Source organism: Ensifer sp. ZNC0028 (genome assembly GCF_000799055.1).
GTDB lineage: Bacteria > Pseudomonadota > Alphaproteobacteria > Rhizobiales > Rhizobiaceae > Ensifer.
Window position 1 is genome coordinate 38,016 of record NZ_JTLA01000046.1, and the last position, 21,490, is coordinate 59,505.

The 21,490-nt window shown below is 63.8% G+C and carries 18 protein-coding genes and 1 pseudogene; 9 read left to right on the top strand and 10 right to left on the bottom strand.

The features are described from left to right. Window positions 1-27: 27 nt before the first annotated feature. Window positions 28-747, top strand: coding sequence for a ParA family protein (locus L981_RS11995; RefSeq protein ID WP_043615969.1), 720 nt, complete (start codon window positions 28-30; stop codon window positions 745-747). Between the two features lie 269 nt (window positions 748-1,016). Continuing rightward, entirely contained in the window at window positions 1,017-2,537 is a 1,521-nt protein-coding gene (locus L981_RS12000; RefSeq protein WP_052201755.1) for a globin-coupled sensor protein, read from the top strand. A 123-nt stretch (window positions 2,538-2,660) separates the two neighbouring features. Here L981_RS12000 and L981_RS12005 read toward each other — a convergent pair. The 5 genes and pseudogenes from L981_RS12005 to L981_RS12025 all read right to left on the bottom strand — a co-directional run. After that, window positions 2,661-2,903: pseudogene (locus L981_RS12005) on the bottom strand (N-acetyltransferase family protein); the annotation flags it as partial. Window positions 2,904-2,930: 27 nt separating this feature from the next. Continuing rightward, on the bottom strand, window positions 2,931-3,461 hold the full coding sequence (locus L981_RS12010; protein ID WP_043615810.1) for a dihydrofolate reductase family protein: 531 nt from the start codon (window positions 3,459-3,461) through the stop codon (window positions 2,931-2,933). A gap of 150 nt (window positions 3,462-3,611) precedes the next feature. Next, window positions 3,612-3,977: a hypothetical protein gene (locus L981_RS12015; RefSeq protein ID WP_043615813.1), complete on the bottom strand. Its 366-nt coding sequence runs from the start codon at window positions 3,975-3,977 to the stop codon at window positions 3,612-3,614. A 194-nt stretch (window positions 3,978-4,171) separates the two neighbouring features. Further along, on the bottom strand, window positions 4,172-5,461 hold the full coding sequence (locus L981_RS12020) for an FAD-binding oxidoreductase (RefSeq protein WP_043615815.1): 1,290 nt from the start codon (window positions 5,459-5,461) through the stop codon (window positions 4,172-4,174). A 383-nt stretch (window positions 5,462-5,844) separates the two neighbouring features. Continuing rightward, on the bottom strand, window positions 5,845-7,302 hold the full coding sequence (locus tag L981_RS12025) for a L,D-transpeptidase (RefSeq protein WP_043615818.1): 1,458 nt from the start codon (window positions 7,300-7,302) through the stop codon (window positions 5,845-5,847). A 164-nt stretch (window positions 7,303-7,466) separates the two neighbouring features. On the opposite strand from L981_RS12025, the gene L981_RS12030 reads away from it, so the two are divergent. From L981_RS12030 to L981_RS12040, 3 genes are all read left to right on the top strand, one after another. Then, window positions 7,467-8,312 carry a DUF4432 family protein gene (locus L981_RS12030; RefSeq protein WP_052201756.1) on the top strand — a complete coding sequence of 282 codons (846 nt, stop codon included), beginning with the start codon at window positions 7,467-7,469 and terminating at the stop codon, window positions 8,310-8,312. Window positions 8,313-8,404: 92 nt separating this feature from the next. Continuing rightward, window positions 8,405-8,743 carry a TIGR01244 family sulfur transferase gene (locus L981_RS12035; RefSeq protein WP_043615821.1) on the top strand — a complete coding sequence of 113 codons (339 nt, stop codon included), beginning with the start codon at window positions 8,405-8,407 and terminating at the stop codon, window positions 8,741-8,743. Between the two features lie 63 nt (window positions 8,744-8,806). Then, a complete protein-coding gene (locus tag L981_RS12040) occupies window positions 8,807-9,157 on the top strand; it encodes a cupin domain-containing protein (protein WP_043615823.1) in 351 nt (116 codons plus the stop codon). A gap of 126 nt (window positions 9,158-9,283) precedes the next feature. On the opposite strand, the gene L981_RS12045 is transcribed toward L981_RS12040, so the two are convergent. The 3 genes from L981_RS12045 to L981_RS12055 all read right to left on the bottom strand — a co-directional run bounded on the left by L981_RS12045 (window position 9,284) and on the right by L981_RS12055 (window position 12,896). Beyond that, window positions 9,284-10,930: a thiamine pyrophosphate-binding protein gene (locus L981_RS12045; RefSeq protein WP_043615828.1), complete on the bottom strand. Its 1,647-nt coding sequence runs from the start codon at window positions 10,928-10,930 to the stop codon at window positions 9,284-9,286. Window positions 10,931-10,995: 65 nt separating this feature from the next. Beyond that, window positions 10,996-11,940, bottom strand: a complete 945-nt coding sequence (locus tag L981_RS12050; RefSeq protein WP_043615974.1) for an EamA family transporter — start codon at window positions 11,938-11,940, stop codon at window positions 10,996-10,998. 20 nt (window positions 11,941-11,960) lie between these two features. Beyond that, entirely contained in the window at window positions 11,961-12,896 is a 936-nt protein-coding gene (locus L981_RS12055; protein WP_043615831.1) for an alpha/beta fold hydrolase, read from the bottom strand. Between the two features lie 188 nt (window positions 12,897-13,084). Here L981_RS12055 and L981_RS12060 point away from each other — a divergent pair, with 188 nt between their 5' ends. The 4 genes from L981_RS12060 to metF all read left to right on the top strand — a co-directional run bounded on the left by L981_RS12060 (window position 13,085) and on the right by metF (window position 18,283). Beyond that, window positions 13,085-13,864, top strand: coding sequence for a ribonuclease T2 (locus L981_RS12060; RefSeq protein WP_245281622.1), 780 nt, complete (start codon window positions 13,085-13,087; stop codon window positions 13,862-13,864). A 207-nt stretch (window positions 13,865-14,071) separates the two neighbouring features. Then, on the top strand, window positions 14,072-15,721 hold the full coding sequence (gene ettA / locus L981_RS12065; RefSeq protein ID WP_043615834.1) for an energy-dependent translational throttle protein EttA: 1,650 nt from the start codon (window positions 14,072-14,074) through the stop codon (window positions 15,719-15,721). Between the two features lie 592 nt (window positions 15,722-16,313). Beyond that, entirely contained in the window at window positions 16,314-17,333 is a 1,020-nt protein-coding gene (locus L981_RS12070; protein WP_043615837.1) for a metalloregulator ArsR/SmtB family transcription factor, read from the top strand. A gap of 2 nt (window positions 17,334-17,335) precedes the next feature. Beyond that, window positions 17,336-18,283 carry a methylenetetrahydrofolate reductase [NAD(P)H] gene (gene metF, locus L981_RS12075; RefSeq protein WP_043615839.1) on the top strand — a complete coding sequence of 316 codons (948 nt, stop codon included), beginning with the start codon at window positions 17,336-17,338 and terminating at the stop codon, window positions 18,281-18,283. A gap of 737 nt (window positions 18,284-19,020) precedes the next feature. Here the strand turns inward: metF and L981_RS12085 are convergent. After that, on the bottom strand, window positions 19,021-19,959 hold the full coding sequence (locus L981_RS12085; RefSeq protein ID WP_043615845.1) for a DMT family transporter: 939 nt from the start codon (window positions 19,957-19,959) through the stop codon (window positions 19,021-19,023). 292 nt (window positions 19,960-20,251) lie between these two features. Next, the gene (locus L981_RS12090; RefSeq protein ID WP_043615976.1) at window positions 20,252-21,481 is read right to left on the bottom strand and encodes a lytic murein transglycosylase; all 1,230 of its coding nucleotides are present in this window, start codon (window positions 21,479-21,481) and stop codon (window positions 20,252-20,254) included. Between the last annotated feature and the right edge of the window lie 9 nt (window positions 21,482-21,490).

Below are 21,490 nucleotides of genomic sequence, written 5' to 3' on the forward strand. Positions count from 1 at the left end.
CGAAACATGCAGAGAATGGGGAATATCATGGCGGTCATCACTTTCGCCAATGCAAAGGGTGGCGCGGGCAAGACGACCGCGGCGCTGATCCTGTCGACGGAACTGGCGCGGCAGGGGCACCGGGTGGTCGTCCTCGATGCGGATCCGCAGCGCTGGATCACCAGCTGGTCGGAGGCTTCCGGCCATATCGCCAATCTCACCGTCATTTCGCACATCACGCCCGGCTCGCTCGAATGTCATATCCGCGAGGCGAAGGACGAGGCGGATTACATCGTCATCGATCTCGCGGGCGCCAAGGACCAGATCGTAGCGCTTGCGCTTGCCATCTCCGACCAGGTGCTGATCCCGGTGCAGGGCTGTGCCATGGATGCTAAGGGTGCGGCGCAGATCCTTGAGCTGATCCGCCAGATCCAGGACCGTTCGGGCCTCAGGATCAACCATTCGGTCGTGCTCACCCGCGTCAATTCGCTGGTAACCACGCGCGCGCTGCAGACGATCAAGGCGATGCTTTCCGAGCGCGGCGTCTCGGTGCTCGATACGCCGATCGTCGAGCGCGCCGCCTATCGCGAGATCTTCGATTGTGGCGGTACGCTGCAGACCATGGATGCGAACCGCGTCAGCAATCTCGACAAGGCGCGCGAAAACGCCGCAGCCCTTGCCAAGGAAGTGCAGGCGCTGATGCCGGTCAAGACGCGCCGCTCCTGGGCTGCGCGCATGCCGTCCTGGGCCTCGCGCAACGCCGCCTGATCCCCTGGCGTCCCACTGTTTATTGCGTATCAACCGGAATTGATATTCGTCAGTTCCGGTTGAGTTGTATTTCAGGCCTCGCGAAATAGCTGTTTCGCGTAAGGCTTCCTTTACCCTGCGCTTCTATCAGTGGCACAGGATACAGCTTGCCCCGGCGATCGCCGCTACGGGGTAACCAGCCGCCATGATTGCGGCCATGATCTCAGACGCTTCAGCGCCCTTGATCCTGTCTCCATGATCCAGAAATGAGCATGCAGGGAAGTTCGCGCATGAAAACGGAACACGCCGCTGCCGGCACGCAAGACGTTGCCGGTCGTCTGAATTTCATGGCGCTCGATGACGCCGCCAAGACGAGCCTGAAGGCGCTGAAGCCGATCCTGGAAAAGGAACTGAAGCCCGCGCTCGACAAGTTCTACGTCAAGGTCAAGACGACGCCCGAGACCAAGCGCTTCTTCTCCTCCGACGCTCATATCGACCGTGCCAAGGGCGCCCAGGTCGGCCACTGGGCCAATATCGTCGATGCCAATTTCAACGAGGATTACAGCGCCAAGGTTCGCACCATCGGCCTGGTGCACGCCCGCATCGGGCTTGAGCCGCGCTGGTATATCGGCGGCTATGCGCTGGTCGCTGAGCATCTGATCACCGAAATCGTCAAGGCGCACTGGCCGAAGGCCGGCCTGTTCTCGCGCAAGGGGACCTCTGCCGAGGACATGGGCGCGATGCTGTCGAGCCTGATCAAGGGCGTCTTCCTCGACATGGATCTGTCGATCTCCGTCTACATGGACGCCTCCGACGTCACCAAGCAGCGCGCCGTGCAGGAAGAAGTGCTGGCCGCCGAACGCGCGCTGATCAGCAAGACCTTCGGCGCGGCGCTGAAGAAGATCGCCGATGGCGACCTGACGGCGCGCATCGGCGCGGACCTGCCGGTTGCCTATCAGGAGCTTGGCGAAAACTTCAACCACGCGATCGGCGAGCTTGCGCGCGCGATCGGCGGCATCGAGGCCGGCGCCAGCCAGATCCACACCAGCGCCAAGGAAATCGCGGCGGCTGCCGACGATCTCGCCCGGCGCACGGAGCGCCAGGCAGCCAACCTCGAAGAGACGGCCGCGGCCGTCGAGCAGGTGACGCGCACCGTCAAGCAGACGGCCGAAGGCGCCAACCAGGCGAATTCGACCGTGATTGCCGCACGCGCCAATGCCGAACAGAGCGGCGAGATCGTCAGCCACGCGATCGAGGTGATGCAGGAGATCCAGACGTCTTCCGCCAGCATCGCCCGGATCGTCGACGTCATCGACGAGATCGCCTTCCAGACCAACCTCCTGGCGCTCAACGCCGGCATCGAGGCCGCACGCGCCGGCGAGGCGGGCAGGGGCTTTGCCGTCGTCGCCTCGGAAGTGCGTGCGCTGGCGCAGCGCTGCGCCGAGGCCGCCAAGGACATCCAGGGCCTGATCGCCAAGTCGCGCGGCCAGGTGGACGACGGGGTCAACTCGGTCAACCAGGTTGCGCAGTCGCTGCAGCAGATCGTCGCCCAGGTGGTCGAAGTCAGCTCCGTCTTCGGCGCCATCCGCGCCAGCACCGCCGAACAGGCAACCGGTCTGCAGGAGGTCAACACCGCCATCACCCAGATGGACCAGATCACCCAGCAGAATGCCGCGATGGTCGAGCAGGCCAACGCCGCCAGCCAGGCGCTGACGGGCGAAGCCGAGCATATCGCCACCCGCCTGCGCGCCTTCCGCACGTCCGGCCAGGTGCAGGTCAGCGTCGCTTCGGGTTACCGCGCAGCGGCGTAATCGCGCCGTCCGTTTGATAAACGACGCTCCGGTTCAGGGATGAGCCGGGGCGTTTTTCGTTGCGGGACTGGTGGGCCTGCCGAAAGGCATTGCAAGCTTTGCGGATTGACCGCGTGTCTTCGCCTAGAGCTTGCGAAATATCACGAAGGCATCGACGTAGCCGAGCGAAGGGTGAAGGAATGCCTTCGGAACCCGGCCGACGATCTCAAATCCGAGCGACTGCCACAGCCGCACGGCGCGTTCGTTGCTGTTGACGACGACGTTGAACTGCATGGCCCGGAAGCCTCTTGCGCGAGCGTGGGCGAGAGAGTGCACACGCATCTGGCGGGCCACGCCTCGGCCACTTGCCTTTGCGTCTGTCATGTATCAATTCGCTACGAGTGCGCCGCCAGACTATGCGGGAACGTAGGTGAGCCTCACGACATCCTCGCCGATCCGGTCATGGGAGATCAGGCGAAGTCGTGGGCGCGGGCCGGCGAAATAGGGGTTGCCGTGACCGAGCACGACCGGGTGCAGGTAGATCCGGTATTCGTCGATCAGGCCAAGTTCGGTGAGGCTGTGCGCCAGGACCGGGCCTGCCACTTCGATCTCGCCGTCGTGTTCGGTCTTCAGCTTACGCACTGCGTCGCCAAGGTCACCGTCGATGAGCCGGGCATTGGGGCCGACGGATGGCGAGGAGCGTGAGGCGACCCATTTCGGCTGCTTTCGCCACGCGGCTGCGAAAGCCTGCCGGTCCGCATCCCATTCGGGATGCTCGTCGTCCCAGTAGCGCATGATCTCGTAGATCCGCCGTCCGTACAGGCTGCCCGTCTGCTGTTCGGCTTCCTTGATGAAGTGGCGGAAGAGCGTGAGGCTTGGCGCAAACTCCATGTGGTCGACGTAGCCGTCCAGCGACTGGTTCATTCCGAACACGAGCTTAGCCATGGCCAGTTCCTTGTCTTGAATGGCGCGTTCAAACGGGTCTGCTTGCGATGTGCGATACGTTGAGGCTAAGCCGACTGATCTCACATCGCAAGCGGTTTTTGTGCTTCGAGATCGAAGCGCACTGCCGTGCGCCACCAGCGGTCGCTGGCGCTACTGCGAATTGGCCGCTGTCGGCAGCCTTCGCTTCGTCACGGCCTTTTCAAGGTGCTGATCGTACCAGCGATCGGGGAACTTGATGTCCCACATGTGGCGGCGCAGCGTTTCCGCCTTGATGTCCTGATATCCCAGTTCCTCCAGCCGAAGCAGAAGCAGCATATGATCGCTAATGACGATCAGCCGGGCGTGGTTTCCGACCTGGAGCAGTGCCGGGCGCAATGCCGCGTAGGATTTGAAGCCGAACGAAGCGGCGATTGCCTCGTCCAGGTGCGATGATCTGATCTGAGGGTAACGATCGCGAAGAGACTTCTTCAGGGTGGCGATGTTGGACGGCGAGAACCTGAGCTGCGGGTTCAGCATGAGACGATCCGATGTTCGTGGTCGAAGTCTGCCGATTACGCTTCGACGTTGATGAACATGGTCGTCGACAAAAGTTCCGCGTCCCTTCAACCCGGCAGCGGGTTCGGATGGGCACCCGAGACGGACGCTACACCTCAGGGTTTCAATGTTCAAGATATGTCAGCATGGGCCGGAACGGCTGTTCCGTGCCCGCCTTAAAACCGCCTGTCGATGAAGTGCTTGGCCTGGGCGCCTGCGTGGTAGAAGGCGGACTTCACGCCGCGCCAGGTATCCGGCGTGACCGGGGTTTCGGCGAGCGGGATCGCCGAGGTTTCGCCACTGACGTGGCTGGCAAGTGCGCGGCCGAAGACGGTGCCCGGTGCGATGCCGCGGCCGTTGTAGCCGCTGACGGAGACGACGTTCTCGGCGAGTGTGTGCATGGCCGGCAGGTTGTTGGTGGTCATGCCAATGCGGCCGTCCCACCAGTACTCGAAGCGGAAATCGCCAAGGAACGGAAAGAGCTTACGCACGGAGCGGGCGGCAAAGGCGCGATGCGTACCTTCGGCCATCGCGTCGAGGCGGCCGATCGAACCGAAGATCAGCCGGTTCTGCTGGTCCATGCGGAAGGAGGTCATGACGAGGCCGGTGTCCCAGGTGCCCTGACGTTCCGGCAGGATGCGCTTGGCGATGGCGTCCGGCAGCGGATTGGTGGCGAACTGGAAATAGGGCAGGATCGTCAGTTCCTGCGTATGCGCCTGCCAGGGGCTTTCGGCGAAGAGGCCGCCATAGGCATTGGTGGCGAGGATCACCTGCTTGGCGCGGATCACGTTGTTGCCGGCCTTCAGCACCCAGCTGTCGCCCTGACGCTCGGCGCCCGTCAATGGCGTGTCGGTGTAGATCTCGGCACCGGCGGCAAGGGCAGCGCGGGCGAGCCCGCGGGCATAGGCGAGCGGCTGGATGGTGCCGGCGCGGCGGTCGAGCAGGGCACCGGAAAACCCTTCAGCGCCGCTCAGCGCATGGGCGCGCTCGGCCGAAAGCGCCTCGACCGGAGCGCCGCGTCTCTGCCACTGCGCTTCGCGGTCCTTGATCTCGGTGACACCTTCGCTGCCGACGGCCATGTGCAGCGTGCCGTTGCGCACGGCTTCGCAGACGATCCCGTGTTTTTCGACGAGCGCATAGACCATCGACGGCCCGTCGCCGAGCTCGGTCAGCAGCCGGTTGCCGGCCTCGGGGCCGAGCGTCGAGATCAGGTCGTCGGGCTTTACCCACATGCCGGCATTGACGAGGCCGACATTGCGGCCGGAGCCGCCGAAGCCGATCATCTTGGCTTCGATGACCGTTGCCTTCACGCCTTTTTCGGCCAGGTGCAGTGCTGCGGAAAGGCCGGTGAAGCCGCCGCCGATGATCGCCACATCGGTCGTCAGGTCCTGGCCGAGAGGCCTGGTCTCAGGGGCGGCCGGTGCCGTCGCATGCCAGAGGTTGGGCAGGGTGCGCTCCGTCGCCATTCAGGCCATCCTTCAAGTGCGGCCGCAGATCGGCCATTGTCATTGAGATATCCGGTGATAGCCGATTGCCGGAAAAATTCTCATGACAATGTTTCATGAAGTCATGATGGACGGGGAGGGCGAGAGCGGGGCGTTGCAGCCGGCGCTTGAAAAAGAACCGCAGCTGGGTCGTCGGCAGCTGCGGTCTTCGTAAATGGATAGGTCTGAAACGATTTAGCCGACGGGTCGGCACAAAGACATTTAACAAGAGTGCCTTGTCGTGGATGGTCAACCAGGCAACCCCATCATCTATGCTGCAGACGCGAAGTCACTCACCCAATTGGGGGAAACGTGCAAAAAATGCCAAAAAAACAACGCTCCGCCTGAGGGCGGCGGCCGGTTCGTCAGTCGACGAACTCGACCGTGACGCCGGTGCTCACCATCTTGGCAAGTTCGGTCGCGTCCCAGTTGGTCAGGCGCACGCATCCATGGCTCTGGGTCTTGCCGATCTTTGAGGGTTCCGGCGTGCCGTGAATGCCGTAAGTGGGCTTGGACAGCGCGATCCAGACCGTGCCGACAGGGCCGTTCGGGCCGGGCTGTAGGGTCAGGACCTTGTCGTTGTTGCCCTGCTTGAAGTTGATCTTCGGATTGTAGGTATAGCCCGGATTGAGCGCGATGCGCTCGACATTGACCGTGCCTGACGGAGACGGCGTGTCGGACGAGCCGATCGTTGCCGGATAGGCGGCAATCAGCTTGCCGGCGTCGTCATAGGCGAGCACCTGCTTGCGCGCCTTGTCGGCGAGGATGCGGGCGACCTTGCCGGTCTTGTTGGCGCCGGGGTTGATCACCTTGATGATCGTGCCGGGAATGGTGAAGTCGACGCCCGGGTTCAGCTCGCGCAGATAGGCTTCGTCCATGTGGAATTTCTCGCCGAGCATTTCGGTCGTCGAGGTGAAGGACATGTGCGGAAGCTGCGCCTTGTGGGCGTAATCCTCGGGGATCGACGCGACATAGGGGCCAGCGGCATCGGCGGCCGTGATCGTGTAGCTGGTGATCGGCATGCCGCCGCTCATGCGCAGCCGCTCGAGAATGTCCTCGGTGTTGTTGGGGTCGAGCGTTTCGCCTGTCGACTGCTGCCAGGCCTCGATCGCCTTGGTGACGTTCGAGCCCATCTTGCCGTCGATCACGCCGGGTGAAAAACCTTCGCGGTCGAGGAAGACCTGCAACGCCGTGATCTCGGCGCGCGACTTCGACTTGACCGAGATCGCCGGCGGCATCGACGGGCCCGCCGGGCTGCTGACGTTTGGATCAATCGAGGCCTCCTGCGTGCCGTCGATCAGGCCGGGCAGGCTGTTCGGCAGCTCGTTGCCGTCGGTCGACGGCGGAACGACGTCGCGATAGTCGGGGATCGAGCCGGTGGTGACCTCGCCGGGTTCGGAGTAACCGTAGCCGCGCTCGGTTTCCCGGTAGCGCCGGTTGGAATAGATATCCACGTCACCCTGGCGGCGGTAGCCGCCATAGTCGCCCTGGCGGTTGCCGCCGTAGTCGCGTTGACGTCCACGATTGTTGGGCACCACGGTTGCGACCACATTGCCCCAGTTGTCGATCAGAAGCGTGCGGCCGCGGCTGTCGCGCATCGTCTGCACTTCGTCGGAGCGGGGCACATAGTCGAGGATTTCGCCGTCGGGCGTGACCAGCATGACGTCTTCGCCATAGCGATTGTAGCCGCGATAGTCCTGTGCGAAGGCGGCCGTCAGATCCACGGCAAAAAAGCCGACTGCGGCGAGAAGCGAAAGGCCTGTGCGGGTCGCTGACGTCACGGGTAAACCTGTTTTCATTGGTGTAGATCTGGCGCGGTACATTTGGATTTCGACGTTAATGTGAAAAAAATGAATTCATCATGAACAAGCGGTTAAATTCTATCTAGGCGGACCGGCATCGGGCTTCAACCGATGAATTGTGTCTATCCTCGGGTATCATCTCTTTGTGATTGCAGTGATTCTCGACCTTTTTGAGGAGCAGCAGCATGCTGAGGACGCTTGAGGAACCAAGGGACGCCGGAGAGAATCATGTGCTGTTCGACCGGCTTTCGGCGCTCGACATCGCCGCCTTCGTCGTCGACGGCGTCGACCTGTCGCCGGGTGCTGCGATCCCGTCCGATGGCGACCCGAGGATCGACCGGGCGCTCGCCGGCTTTCTCTTTACCTGCGGTCCGGATCATATCCGCCACCCCGAGGCGATCGAAGGTGGCGCGGAGAGCGTACGCTATCCGCTGCACGGCTCACTGGCCGGGACTGCGGTCAGCCACACGGAGATGGCGGGCGACGGGGCCGAGTGCACGGCGACGATCGATGTGGCGCTTGCGGGTGGCGGGCAGGCTCGCGTCGAGCGGCGCTGGCGGATCGATGCCGCGCGGCATGAAGTGGTGCTCGAGGATCGCGTCGTGAATTCAGGCGCCACAGCCTTTCCGCCCATGATGATGTATCACCTCAATATCGGCGGCAGGCTGCTCGGCGACGAGACCCGTATCGTCAGCGCGTCGCTTGCGGGCGGTACGAGCGCCTGGCGCTTCGGCACGGGCGAGAGCGCGCATTTCTGCCTGCCGGCGGCCATCGGTTCCGATGGCTGGTCGGAGGTCACGCTTGCAGGCCTTGACGGTCTCGCCGGGCGAAACCTGAAGGTGCGGTTCCGGGCCGATACGCTGCCCTTCCTGCAGATGTGGCGCTGCCAGCGCGGCACGGCGGATGTGATCAGCATCGAACCGGTGTCGCACCGGATCGCCAAGCGGCCGGAACTGGCTGAGGCCGGCGAGCTGGTTCCTCTTTCGCCGGGGGAGGCGCGGAGCTATGCCGTCGCCTTCTCGGTTGTCTGATCGGCCGTCCCGACGCTTGCGGCTTTTGATTGACGGGAGCGGAGGCTGCGCCTACATCAGAGGCCGAGAAAATTGCCTCAAGGAAGACGACCATGGACATCCGCCAGATCAACGACGAATACTCGGTCACCGGCCAGATCACGGTCGAGGATCTCGACCAGGTCAAGGCGCTCGGCTTCAAGTCCATCGTCTGCCACCGCCCGGACTTCGAGGCGCCGGACCAGCCGACCTTTGATTCCATTGCCGCGCGCGCCGAAGAGCTGGGCATCGAAACCAAGCACATCCCAGTCGGCCCGATGGGCGTGACCGCCGATGCCGTGAAGAGCATGGTCGACGCGCTCGACGAGTTCCAGCGGCCGATGCTCGGCTATTGCCGCTCGGGTGCGCGCTCGACGGCCGTCTACCAGCAGACCCAGCATATCCGCGGCTGAGCCACGCAAAATCTAAACTCTCGCGCTCGGCCACATCGTTCCATCTGACAGTGGAGGATCGGCATGGCCGAAGCGCATCTCGTTACGCGCGCGCAATGGGCAGACGAGCCCGACGCCTGGAAGGGCGAATTCGAGGGCGGCGCCTATGGCGCCGGCCTCTCGGTGATCTTCGTTTCAACGGATGAGATCGGCTACGGGCCGAAGCTGCACCGCCATCCCTATCCCGAAACCTTCATCGTGCGCGTCGGCCGCGCCCGCTTCACCGTCGGCGACCGCATCATCGATGCCGAGGCCGGCCAGATCGTCGTGGCGCCGGCCAATGTGCCGCACAAGTTCGAGAACCTCGGGCCGGGACGGCTGGAGACGACCGACCTGCACGAGGCCGGTGCGTTTTCGACCGAGTGGCTGGAGTAGGTGGAAGTACGGTTCTCAGCCTTTGGTGGGATTCGCAGACGTGGCGCTGCTGGATTCCGGTGACGAACACAGGAATCCAGCCACGGCGCGTCTGCGCCGTGATTGAACGTTTCAAACAAAGACTGCTCAGCCGGCCCTGATCTCGCTTAAGGTGCGCGTCGGGGTGATCGCTTCGGGATCGAGCTTGATCTCGATGATCGCCGGCTTGCCGCTGGCGCGCGCCCTGAGGAACGCGTCGGCGAACTCTTCCGTCTTCTCGACCGTCTCGCCATGGCCGCCATAGGCACGGGCAAGGGCTGCAAAGTCCGGGTTGGTGAGATCCGTGGCGCTGACGCGGCCGGGATAATCACGCTCCTGGTGCATGCGGATCGTGCCGTAGATGCCGTTGTTGACGACGACGGTGATGATCGGCAGGCGGTAGCGCACGGCGGTGGCGAATTCCTGGCCGTGCATCAGGAAGCAGCCGTCGCCGGCAAAGCAGATGACTTCGCGATCCGGATGCAGCTGCTTGGCGGCGACCGCCGCCGGCAGGCCGTAACCCATCGAGCCGGAGGCGGGGGCCGCCTGCGTGGCATAACGGCGGAAGCGGTGGAAACGGTGAACCCAGGTGGCGTAGTTGCCGGCGCCGTTGGTGAAGATCGTATCCTCAGGCACATTCGCCTCGATCCAGTTCATGATCGGGCCCATCTGAACGGCACCCGGGCCGGTTTCCGGCGGGGTTGACCACTTGAGATAGGCGGCGTGCATGATCTCGGTGCGCTCCGACCAGCTCGGTTCGCTTGCCGGTGCAAGGCCTTCAAGCGCGGCGACGAAATCGCGCGGGCTGGCGGCGATCGCCAGTTCCGGCCGGTAGACACGGCCGAGCTCGGAACTGTCGGGATGCACATGCACCAGCGTCTGGCGCGGGTAGGGGCTGTCCATCAGCGTGTAGCCGGAGGACGGCATTTCCGAGAAACGGCCGCCGACAAGCAGGATGAGATCCGCTTCCTTGACCTCCTTTGCCAGTGCCGGGTTGATGCCGATGCCGACGTCGCCGGCATAGTTCGGGTGCAGGTGATCAAACAGCATCTGGCGGCGGAACGAGCAGCCGACCGGCAGCTTCCAGCGCTCGGCGAAGCGCTGGAATTCGGCGACGCTTTCCGAAGTCCAGCGGGTGCCGCCGAGAATGGCGATCGGCCGCTTGGCCGCGCTCAGCATTTCGCCGAGCCGCTTGACCTGTGCCGGGCCCGGATGACCTTCGACCGGCTGGTAAGGCTTGGCGGCAGGCGCCTCTGCGCTGCGCGTCAGCATGTCCTCCGGCAGCGTCAGCACGACAGGGCCGGGGCGGCCTGACGTGGCGACGGCGAAGGCGCGGGTGACGAATTCCGGAATGCGGGCGGGATCGTCGATCTCGCCCACCCATTTGGCGACCTCGGTGAAGGCGCGGCGGTATTCGATTTCCTGGAAGGCCTCGCGCTCGCGCGCTTCGCTCTGCACCTGGCCGATGAAGAGGATCATCGGGATCGAATCCTGCTTGGCGACATGGAGGCCGGCCGAAGCGTTGGTGGCACCTGGGCCACGGGTCACCATGCAGATGCCGGGCTCGCCGGTCAGCCGCCCCCAGGCGTCCGCCATCATCGCGGCCCCGCCTTCCTGGCGGCAGACGAGCACGTCGATGTCGGTGTCGTAGAGCGCGTCGAGCACGGCGAGATAGCTTTCCCCCGGCACGCAGGCGATGCGCTTCACCCCGTTGGCGACGAGCGCGTCGACGATGAGCTGACCTCCAGTTTTCATGATATTCCTCCCGATGGTCTTTCTTTTGTTTTCAGATTGGCTTTTGTTTTCAGATGGCTGTGTTGTCAGATGGCTGGCGACACCGCAGCGACGCTCGTGTCCTTGTGCACGCGGCGCTCGCGCCAGATGATGTAGAGGCCGGAGCCGATGATGATGGCAATGCCGAGCCACTTCAGTGCGTCGGGCAGGTCTCCGAAGACGAGCCAGCCGAAGATCGTGGCAGAGACGATTTCGAGATATTGCAGCGGCGCCAGCACCGAGGCAGGCGCAGCGCGATAGGCATAGACGCCGAGTACGCCTGAGATGGTGGCGGTGACGCCGACGCCAAGCAGGTAATACCAGGTGTAACCTTCCGGCCAGACCGGATCGAATATGCCGGAGCCGGTGCCTTCGCCGAAATAGAGCAGCACGAGACAGAAGAGCGCGCCCCAGACACCGGCGTGAAACTGCATCGACCAGGGGTCCTCGTTCTGCGCCACCATGCGGGTGACGAGCAGGAACACGGCAAGGCCGAAGGCGGCAACGACAGGCAGCAGGGCAATCCAGCCGACTTCCTGCATGCTCGGCTGAATGACGAGCAGCGCGCCGAAGAAGCCGACGCCGCAGGCGGTGTAGCGCCGCCAGCCGATGGTCTCCTTCAGGAATATGCTGCCGAGGATCGTCAGGATGATCGGCTCGACGAAGAAGATCGCGATCGCATCGGCGACCTCCATGACCTTCAGCGTGGTGATGAAGGAGAGCATGGTCACCACCAGGAGCCCGCCGCGCAACGCGTGCAGACCGGTCTTCTTCCAGGTGAGATCGAACAGGCTGCCACGGACAAGCACGATCGGCAGGATGAAGACGACCTGCAGCATAAAGCGCACGGCGGTGATTTCGGCTGACGGGACGGTGGCGATCGCGAGCTTTGCGAAGATGTCGATCAGCGGCGACAGCAACACCGAGATCACCATCAGCGTCAGCCCGAAGGAGATGCGGTTGTGGTCGGCGGCGATCCTGGGAAGCGACATGTCGGCCATGATAATTCCGGTCAGCGCCGCCCTGCGACGGCGCGCAGGCACCAGGCGGCAAAGTCTGCCGTCGCCTTTTCCCGGCCGATTTCGTTCAGCGTTTCGTGGCGCATGCCGTCATAGACGGTGACGGTAACGTCTCTGAGGCCCGCCGCCTTCATCTTCGTGCCGAGCCAGCGGATGGCGTTGCCCATCTCGGTCGACGGATCGGCGCTGCCGCCGACGAGATGGATGGGCAGGTCTTTCTTCAGCCGCGCCAGCCGCTCGGGCCGGGGGCCATCGAAGGACAGCCGGAAGAGGTCGAGCCAGAGCGAGACGGTGGCATCGGCGCCGCACAGCGGGTCGGCGGCATATTTTGCGACCTCGGCATCGTCGCGCGACAGCCAGTCGAGATCGGTCTTGCGATCCTTGATCGCGCCGCCCCACATGCCGAAGGTGAGCTTGGTCAGGAGCGGGCTCGGCACGTCAGATCCCTTGAGCGCCTTTTCGATCTTCAGGATCGCCTGCCCGCCGCGGCCGGCAAGGCCCGGGCGAAAATTGGAGTTCCAGACGGCGAGCGCATCATAGAGGTCGGGATCGGTCTCGGCGGCGTTGAGCGCAATCAGTCCGCCCATGGAATGGCCAAAGAGGATGACCGGCAGACCCGGATGGGTGGCGGTCGCGATCGCGCGAATAGCCCTAATATCGGCAAATACCTTGTCGAGGCCGTCGCGGTTGGAGAACATGCCGAGTGGCGCGTCGGGCGCGCGCGTTGCGCCGTGGCCGCGATGGTCGTGCGCATAGACGTGGAAGCCGTGTGCTGCCATCGCTTCGGCAAAGCGAGCATAACGACCGGAATGTTCACTTAGGCCATGGCTCAAGAGAAGAATGCCGCGGGCATCGGCGGTCGCCGGCACGTGGCGCCAGCTCAAGCTGGCACCGGTCGGGCTCTGATGCGTCTTCACCTGCCCGAACATCTCTACTCCCGGAAACAATCGACAGACCTCAGCGATTTCAAATCGATTTGCACGGCAAAGGCAATCGCCGCTTGTTGATCGTTGCGCATGAGGTCACAAGCGATTTGACGGCAAGCGCATTAGGAGTTGCAATTTTCCCGTTCTGAGCGATATTTGTTCCTGTTTTGTTTTCGCAGGAGGATGCCATGATGAGTTTCTTTAAAGCGATGTCGGGTTCTGTGGCGGGCATCGTGTCCGCATTGGTGCTGCTGCTTGCGCCCGCCGGCTTTGCTGCCGGTGAGGAAGGCGCGGATCAAGGGGCTGGCGAAGGGACTGCGAGCCGAACCCAATATGTATTGGCGGTCAGCTGGCAGCCCGGTTTCTGCGAGACGCGGCCCCAGCGCAAGGAGTGCGAGAGCCAGACGGCGGAACGCTTCGATGCCACCAACCTCTCGCTGCACGGCCTGTGGCCGCTGCGCAAGAGCTATTGCGGGGTGGCGGCCGAGGTTCGGGCGACCGACCGCAAGGGCAGCTGGCTGGAGTTGCCGAAGCTTGCCATGGCCGACGACACGGCAGCGCGGCTGCTCATCGCCATGCCGGGCGTGCAGTCCGGTCTCGACCGGCACCAATGGCTGCGAAGCGGCACCTGCCAGAGCGGCTCGGTCGACGATTACTTCTCGGTGCAACTGCGCATGCTGGAAGAGCTCAACCGCTCGGCGGTCGGCGCACTTTTCCGCCAGCGTGTCGGCGCGGAGCTCGATGAGGCGACGATCAAGCAGGCCTTCGACCAGAGCTTTGGCGCTGGCGCCGGCGACCGGGTGCGCATGCGCTGCCAGACGGTTCAGGGCCGCAGCATCATCACCGGGCTGACGATCGGGCTCACCGGTGACGTCATGAAGGCGGCGAGCCTCGGGCCGCTGATCCAGGCGGCGGGCACGACCGAGTTCAAGTGCGCCAAGGGCATCGCCGATACCGCCGGTCGCGGGTAGGGCGTTTGGCCCGGCTGGGCATGTCAGCGCTTAAGGTGCGGCCTTCACGGAGCCGGCCTGTGGCGCCTCCCGGTGCGGCATGCCGGGCTTGCCGATTGGGATGTTCGTTTTGGGATAGGCGGGGGCGGATGCCTTTGATCATTGCCCCCTTCCACTAATTCGCCTACATAGCGGGCAAATTTCCTTATCCCTGCGGAGCATTCCCTCATGGCACGTCAGTTCATCTATCATATGGCCGGGCTTAATAAGTCCTACGGCGCGAAGAAGGTTCTCGAGAACGTTCATCTGTCGTTCTACCCGGACGCCAAGATCGGTATCCTCGGCCCGAACGGCGCCGGTAAGTCGACGGTTCTGCGCATCATGGCCGGCCTCGACAAGGAATTCACCGGCGAGGCCTGGGTGGCCGAAGGTGCGACCGTCGGCTACCTGCCGCAGGAGCCGCAGCTCGACCCGACGAAGACGGTGCTTGAAAACGCCATGGAAGGCGTTGCCAAGAAGAAGGCGATCGTCGACCGCTACAACGAACTGATGATGAACTATTCCGACGAGACGGCGGAAGAGGGCGCCAAGCTCCAGGATATCATCGACAGCCAGAACCTCTGGGATCTGGAAAGCCAGGTCGAAATGGCCATGGAAGCGCTGCGATGCCCGCCGGGCGACGCGGAAGTCACCAACCTGTCGGGCGGTGAAAAGCGCCGCGTCGCGCTCTGCAAGCTCTTGCTCTCGCAGCCGGACCTGCTGCTCCTCGACGAACCGACCAACCACCTCGACGCCGAGACGATCGCCTGGCTCGAAAAGCACCTGCGCGAATATCCGGGCGCCGTGCTGATGATCACCCACGACCGCTACTTCCTCGACAACGTCACCGGCTGGATCCTCGAACTCGACCGCGGCCGCAGCATTCCTTACGAAGGCAACTACTCGGCCTACCTCGTCGCCAAGGCCAAGCGCATGCAGCAGGAAGGCCGCGAAGAGGCTTCCCGCCAGAAGGCGATCGCCCGCGAACAGGAGTGGATCGCGTCCAGCCCCAAGGCTCGCCAGGCCAAGTCCAAGGCGCGTATCCGCTCCTACGACGAACTGGTCAACGCGGCTGAAAACCAGCGTCCGGGCGATGCCCAGATCATCATCCCGGTCGGCGAACGTCTCGGCCAGGTGGTCATCGAGATGGAAGGCGTCACCAAGGGTTATGGCGATCGCCTGCTGATCGACGGCCTGTCGCTGAAGCTGCCGCCGGGCGGCATCGTCGGCATCATCGGCCCGAACGGCGCCGGTAAGACGACGCTCTTCCGCATGATCACCGGCCAGGAACAGCCCGACAGCGGCTCGATCCGCATCGGCGACACCGTGCACCTTGGTTACGTCGACCAGAGCCGCGACGCGCTCGACGGCAACAAGACCGTCTGGGAAGAAATCTCCGGCGGTGCCGAAGTCATCAAGCTCGGCAAGCACGAGATGAACTCGCGCGCCTATTGCTCGACCTTCAACTTCAAGGGCGGCGACCAGCAGCAGAAGGTCGGCAACCTCTCGGGTGGTCAGCGCAACCGCGTTCACCTCGCCAAGATGCTGAAGGCCGGCGGCAACGTGCTGCTGCTCGACGAACCGACCAACGACCTCGATACCGAGACGCTGGCAGCGCTCGAAATCGCGCTCGAAAACTTCGCCGGTTGCGCCGTTATCATCAGCCACGACCGCATGTTCCTCGACCGCCTGGCAACGCACATCCTCGCCTTTGAAGGCGACAGCCAGGTCGAATGGTTCGAAGGCAACTTCGAAGACTACGAAAAGGACAAGATCCGTCGCCTCGGCCCGGATTCGGTCAACCCGAAGCGCGTCACCTACAAGCGCCTGACGCGCTAACACGCGATTGGTGCCGCCACGTTGCGGCGCTGGGGCATGCGGCGTCCGTTAAAGCGGCCGCCGCACCAACTGTTCAAGGAACGGGCGAGGCGCAGGCTTCGCCCGTTTTCCTTTACCATCGATCGCGAGGCGAGGCCGGCCAAGGACTGTTTGCGTACAAGGTTCGTTGTCACCGCGGCCGCGCCTGCAGGACGCTCCGGGGGCCTGGCGAACCGCTCTCCAGTTGCCGACCTATGTCGGACGCGAGCAGGGCGTTTGCGGACTTTTGTGGCGGTGCGGCGAGGCGGGTGACCAAACAGGGCGAGGCGTGCCTGGGGCAGGCAGAGGCCCGGATAGCGTGGCTTCCCACTGGGAAGGGCCTCAAGTCTGTCACGAGTGCGTGGTGTTGCGCTACTTCGGATGGTGAAGCAGACTGTTGAGACGGCCCGTGCAGGCCTCCTGACGTGCCGCCTGAAGCATCGCTTGTGGCGCATGGCGTCCATACACAAGCATCTGTTCCGCCAGCGCCATTGTTTGGCCTCTCCGCGCAAATCCGCTTGCGTCACCACCGCAAATCACATAAACATATCTTTATGTGTTGATGGGGATCGCTATGGCTCTGCAGAGAGAACTGGGTCTGGATGCGTTGGTGGACGTGCTGAAGGCGGCGGGTGAGCCGACCCGCATGCGTCTCGTCGCGCTTCTCGCCGCCGGCGATCTGACCGTCACCGACCTTACCGAAATTCTCGGCCAGTCGCAGCCACGTATTTCCAGGCATCTGAAGCTCTTGGCGGAGGTCGAGCTGATCGACCGCTACCAGGAGGGCGCGTGGGCTTATTTCCGCCTCCGTCAGGACGGTGCCCGGGTCGGGCTCGTGCGGGCGATGCTGGCTTCCGCTTCGGCCGACGACGCGGTGCTTGCGCGTGACGCGGCCCGGCTCACCACCTTGAAGAAGGCGCGGTCGGAAAAGGCGCAGGCCTATTTCAGCCGCAACGCCGCCGGTTGGGACGAGCTTCGCCGCCTGCATGTCAGCGAGCGCGACGTCGAGGCGAAGCTGCGCGAGATGGTGGGCGACGAGCCGGTCGAAAGCCTGCTCGATCTCGGCACCGGCACGGGTCGCATCCTGCAGCTCTTCGAGGGCCTCTATCGCCGCGGCATCGGCGTCGATGCCAGCCGCGACATGCTGGCGGTGGCGCGCTCCAATCTCGACCGCGCCGGCATCACCAAGGCGTCGATCCGCCATGGCGACATCTTCAACCTGCCGCTCGACGGCCAGACCTTCGACCTCGTCACCATTCACCAGGTGCTGCATTTCCTTGAGGAGCCGGAAGCGGCGATCGCGGAAGCCGCGCGCATGCTGATGCCGGGCGGACGGCTGGTCATCATCGACTTCGCGCCGCATGGGCTTGAGCATCTGCGTGACGAGCACGCCCATGCGCGCCTCGGCTTCTCGCACCAGGCGATGGCCGATTGGCTGGCGAAGGCCGGCCTTGTGCTCGAAAAGACCACGGATCTTTCGCCTGAGGGGGCGAACGATGGAAAACTGACGGTGACGATCTGGCTCGCGCGTGATCGGCGGGCCGTGAACGAGAATGAAACGCCGCGGCCGCGTGTCCAGGCGGGGGGAGTATGAATATGACGGCACAGACGCTTTACCCGGCCGAACGCGGCAATCTCCGGCTCTCCTTCGAATATTTCCCGCCCAAGACCGACGAAATGGAAGCGCAGCTCTTCCAGACGGCAGACGACCTTTTGGTCTTCGGCCCGGCCTTCATCACCGTCACCTACGGCGCCGGCGGCTCGACCAAGGCGCGTTCGCTGACGACGGTCAGGCGGTTGATCGCGGAAAGCGGCTTTGCCAATACGGCGGCGCACCTGACCTGCGTCGGCGCGCCGAAGGCGGAAGTCGATGCGGTGATCGACGAATATCTCAGCTTCGGCGTCCGCCACTTCGTGGCGCTGCGTGGCGATCCGCAGGGTGGCATCGGCAGCACTTACCAGCCGCATCCCGAGGGTTACGCCAGCAGCACTGACCTCGTGCGGGCGATCCGTGCGCGTGGCGACGACATCGAGATTTCCGTCTCCTCCTATCCGGAGAAGCACCCGGAGAGCCCTGACGTGGCCGCTGACATCGACATGCTGAAACGCAAGGTCGATGCGGGCGCAACCCGCGCGCTGACCCAGTTCTTCTTCGACAACAACGATTTCGAGCGCTACCTCGAACGGGTGCGGCGCGCCGGCGTCAACATTCCGATCGTGCCGGGCATCCTGCCGATCAACAATCTGGCGCAGGTGCAGAAGTTTGCCGGCCTCTGTGGCGCCACCGTGCCGGAGGCGATCGTCACGCGGCTCGTGCATCTCGAGGACCAGCCGGTCGAGCGCTTCAAGGAGGCGACGCACATCGCCGCCGAGCAGATCGTCGATCTCGCCCGGCGCGGCGTACGCGACTTCCATATCTATACGATGAACCGCACGCCGCTGGTGACAGCCGTGCTGGATCTCGTCGGTTTCGAACGGGTCGCCGTGGAAGCAACCGGCGCGATCGATGCACCGCTGATGGTGGCGGCCGGCGCGGCCGCCTGACCGTCGCCCGCACTTTGGCGACGGGCGAGGCCGCTCCGTGAACTTGCGGGTGGCTGCGAAAGCGCCCTCGCGTCCTGGCAGGCCTCAAAGATCGCCGTGGCGCTTTATATGGGGCCATGCCCGTAGGGGCTTGATTGGCTGCGGGTCGCAGCAACGCGCCGCTCGCTACAGCATCCACCAAAAGGAAAGCGCCCGAAGATCGATCTTCAGGCGCTTTCTCGTTTGTCGCAGCGTCTAGACCTTAAGCTCTCTGGCGGTCTAACTGGCTTGGTGCTGCAAAATGGTTTCCCGGAAATTTAAGTCCCTATTCGGTTTGGACTCTCAGCGGCCGCTCCTCAGATGAAGAGCATCGTGGCCACGAATACGAACGCTGCACTGATCATGAGGACATTCAGCGAATGTGTAAGGCCCATGGAAGACCCTCCCTGCGTTAACGCGTTAAAACATAGGGCGAAATCACGACACGTTAAAGGGAAACTTGTGCTGCAGTGCGAAATGCGTGAGCCGGCGCCGCCTTATTCACAGGCCTATAGTTCTGATTTTATTTAAGTTTCCAGGCCGCCACATTTTTTTCACAATCGCTTCGGCAAGGTTAATATAAACGTTTGTAACCGTGCGTGAGTGGCTCGGAGCGGGACGAAATTCGGCCGTCGATTCCCCGCAAACCACATCCTTTTCACGCGGTGCGAAGCACTCCAGGCGTGTGGTCTTTTCTCGGATTCGGCCGCGATCAGATGTCAGGCGACCCGCCTGAACCGCAGGATCCGACCGTCGAGCACGGCGAGGCCAAGGGCGATCAGCACCATGCCGGCAAAATCGGCCGCCTGCAGCGTCTCGCCGAGGAAGAGGTAGCCGAGCAGGATCGCGCTTGGCGGCACCAGCAGCGTGACCAGCGAGGCATTGGTGGCGCCGGCCGCACGCATGATGCGGAAATAGAGGATGTAGGCATAGGCGGTCGAGACCAGCGCCAGGCCGAGGATCGACAGGATCACCTCGACGGGTGGCATCGGCAGCAGCCAAGGCGTGTCGGTAAAGGCGGCGACGGGCAGCGCGATCAGCGTCGAGGCGGTCAACTGGCCTGCGGCCGTCACGGGAGGGGCGAGATCGCGGAAGCGTTTGCCGTAGGTCGCCGCAAAACCGTAGCTGATGGCGGCAAGCACCGGCAGCAGCAGCGCCCAGAGCGGCACGCTGCTGGTGGTGCCGAACAGGCCGGCAACGGCGCTCGGTCCGATCAGGACGACGGTGCCGGCGAGCCCGAGCAGACAGCCGGCGATCTTGGCGGAACTCAGCTTCTCATCCTCGGTCGCCATGTTGGCGATGATCACCGTCCAGACCGGGGTCGTGGCGTTGAGGATCGCCGCCAGCCCGGCGCCGATATGGGTCTGCCCGAGGAAGATGAAGGCGTGCGGAATGGCGTTGTTGATCAGCCCCATCAGCGCGAATTCGCGCCAGCGTCCGGCCAGTGCCTCATACATGCCGAAGCGGCCGCGAATATAGATATGCAGCGCCAGCGCCGCCAGGCCCAGGCGCAGGAACACCAGTGTGAAGGGTGGCACATGCGCGACGGCAACGCGGGCGAAGAAGAACGATCCGCCCCAGATCAGGCCGAGCAGGGCAAGCAGCCCCCAGGTCCCGATGTTCATCTGATTGCCATCGACGGTGCTTCGCGCATTCATGGTGATGCCTATCCGTGCTGATTGTGTGCTGGCGTCAGTCTTCCACCGCCGGGTGGACGCCGTGGCGCAAGCGCCTGGGTACCGCTCCCGGATCGGTTGTGCTCCGACACATGATACATAGCCCGGCACGTCCGGCGGAACCACCCGGTTCTTGCGGCGATCGTGAAGGGACGTGATCGGAGCCGGCCGGCAAGCTCTCATCGATCGGGATCCGGTCGGTCGCCGCAGAATGAAAAAGCCCCGGAGATCGATCCGATCTCCGGGGCCATGATTTTTGAACGGCGGTTCGGGCTTAGAGCGCGTTCAGGAGTTCGAGCGTCGCCCAACCGTCGGCCGGACGTCCGAGGCGGAGCTGCTCCTTCTGGAGTGCCGCGCGGGTGCCGGAACCGAGGATACCGTCGATCTTGCCGACGTCGTGGCCGAGCGTCTGCAGCTTGGTCTGCAGCGCCTTCATGCCGGTGTCGTCGAGGCCCGGTTCCGGATTGCCACCTTCATAGGTGGGCGCACCGCCGAGACGGGTCGCGAAATAAGCGGCCGACGTCGTGTAGATGAACGACTGGTTCCATTCGAGATAGACGTTGAAGTTGGGGTAGGTGAGGAAGGCCACGCCCTTGCGGCCCTGCGGCAGCACGAGCGAGGCTTCCAGATTGCCGAAGGCGGTGTCGCCGTTGCGCGGCTTGACTCCGAGCGCGAACCAGTCGCTGGCCTTCATGCCCGGCTGCAGGCCGGTCTTTTCCCAAGGGAGCTCTTCGGGAACGCTGACTTCCTGGATTACCGGCTGGCCAGCCTTGTAGCCGAGGCTCTGGATGAACTTGGCGGCGGTCAGGATCGCGTCGGGCGAGCTCTTCTTCAGGTTGACGTGGCCGTCGCCATCGCCATCGACGCCATAGGCGATGATGTCTTCCGGCAGCATCTGCACCTGGCCGATCTCGCCGGCCCAGGCGCCGGTCGTCGTTGCCGGGTCGAGGTCGCCATGCTGCACCATCTCGATCGCCGCGATCAGCTGCGGGCGGAACATTTCCGGGCGGCGGCAATCATGCGAAAGCGTTACCAGCGCATCGCGGGTGTTGAAGTCGCCCTGGACGGCGCCGAAGTCGGTCTCCATCGCCCAGAAGGCGGTGATGACGGGTGCCGGGACGCCGAATTCCTTCTCGGCGCGGGCAAAAACGTCGGCATATTCCTTCATCTTCTGCTGGCCGATATCGAGGCGCGACTTGCTGACGGTGCGCTTGGAGAATTCGGTGAAGGTCTGCTTGAAGACGCCCTGGGTACGGTCGCGGCTGAGCACCTTTTCATTGATGGCGGCACCAGCGAGCGCCCGGTCGGCGACATCGGCCGGAACGCCCTTGGCGACCGCCTCGGCCTTCACGCCCTGCAGGAAGGCTGCGAGATCGCCGCCGCAGGCGACCGCCGGGGTTGCTGCCTTCGCGCCCGTCGAGGCTGCGGTCTGGGCGGCAGCGGCCGACGCGGTCAGCGCCAGAAGAGCGACGGAGGCAAGCGCGCGCCGGGCTGTGCGGGTCATCATGAAATT

Excerpts from the sequence above, each read along its gene's own strand:
- L981_RS11995 (WP_043615969.1), top strand. The coding sequence starts at position 28 with ATGGCGGTCATCACTTTCGCCAATGCAAAGGGTGGCGCGGGCAAGACG.
- L981_RS12000 (WP_052201755.1), top strand. The coding sequence starts at position 1,017 with ATGAAAACGGAACACGCCGCTGCCGGCACGCAAGACGTTGCCGGTCGT.
- L981_RS12010 (WP_043615810.1), bottom strand. The coding sequence starts at position 3,461 with ATGGCTAAGCTCGTGTTCGGAATGAACCAGTCGCTGGACGGCTACGTC.
- L981_RS12015 (WP_043615813.1), bottom strand. The coding sequence starts at position 3,977 with ATGCTGAACCCGCAGCTCAGGTTCTCGCCGTCCAACATCGCCACCCTG.
- L981_RS12020 (WP_043615815.1), bottom strand. The coding sequence starts at position 5,461 with ATGGCGACGGAGCGCACCCTGCCCAACCTCTGGCATGCGACGGCACCG.
- L981_RS12025 (WP_043615818.1), bottom strand. The coding sequence starts at position 7,302 with ATGTACCGCGCCAGATCTACACCAATGAAAACAGGTTTACCCGTGACG.
- L981_RS12030 (WP_052201756.1), top strand. The coding sequence starts at position 7,467 with ATGCTGAGGACGCTTGAGGAACCAAGGGACGCCGGAGAGAATCATGTG.
- L981_RS12035 (WP_043615821.1), top strand. The coding sequence starts at position 8,405 with ATGGACATCCGCCAGATCAACGACGAATACTCGGTCACCGGCCAGATC.
- L981_RS12040 (WP_043615823.1), top strand. The coding sequence starts at position 8,807 with ATGGCCGAAGCGCATCTCGTTACGCGCGCGCAATGGGCAGACGAGCCC.
- L981_RS12045 (WP_043615828.1), bottom strand. The coding sequence starts at position 10,930 with ATGAAAACTGGAGGTCAGCTCATCGTCGACGCGCTCGTCGCCAACGGG.
- L981_RS12050 (WP_043615974.1), bottom strand. The coding sequence starts at position 11,940 with ATGTCGCTTCCCAGGATCGCCGCCGACCACAACCGCATCTCCTTCGGG.
- L981_RS12055 (WP_043615831.1), bottom strand. The coding sequence starts at position 12,896 with ATGTTCGGGCAGGTGAAGACGCATCAGAGCCCGACCGGTGCCAGCTTG.
- L981_RS12060 (WP_245281622.1), top strand. The coding sequence starts at position 13,085 with ATGAGTTTCTTTAAAGCGATGTCGGGTTCTGTGGCGGGCATCGTGTCC.
- ettA (WP_043615834.1), top strand. The coding sequence starts at position 14,072 with ATGGCACGTCAGTTCATCTATCATATGGCCGGGCTTAATAAGTCCTAC.
- L981_RS12070 (WP_043615837.1), top strand. The coding sequence starts at position 16,314 with ATGGCTCTGCAGAGAGAACTGGGTCTGGATGCGTTGGTGGACGTGCTG.
- metF (WP_043615839.1), top strand. The coding sequence starts at position 17,336 with ATGACGGCACAGACGCTTTACCCGGCCGAACGCGGCAATCTCCGGCTC.
- L981_RS12085 (WP_043615845.1), bottom strand. The coding sequence starts at position 19,959 with ATGAATGCGCGAAGCACCGTCGATGGCAATCAGATGAACATCGGGACC.
- L981_RS12090 (WP_043615976.1), bottom strand. The coding sequence starts at position 21,481 with ATGACCCGCACAGCCCGGCGCGCGCTTGCCTCCGTCGCTCTTCTGGCG.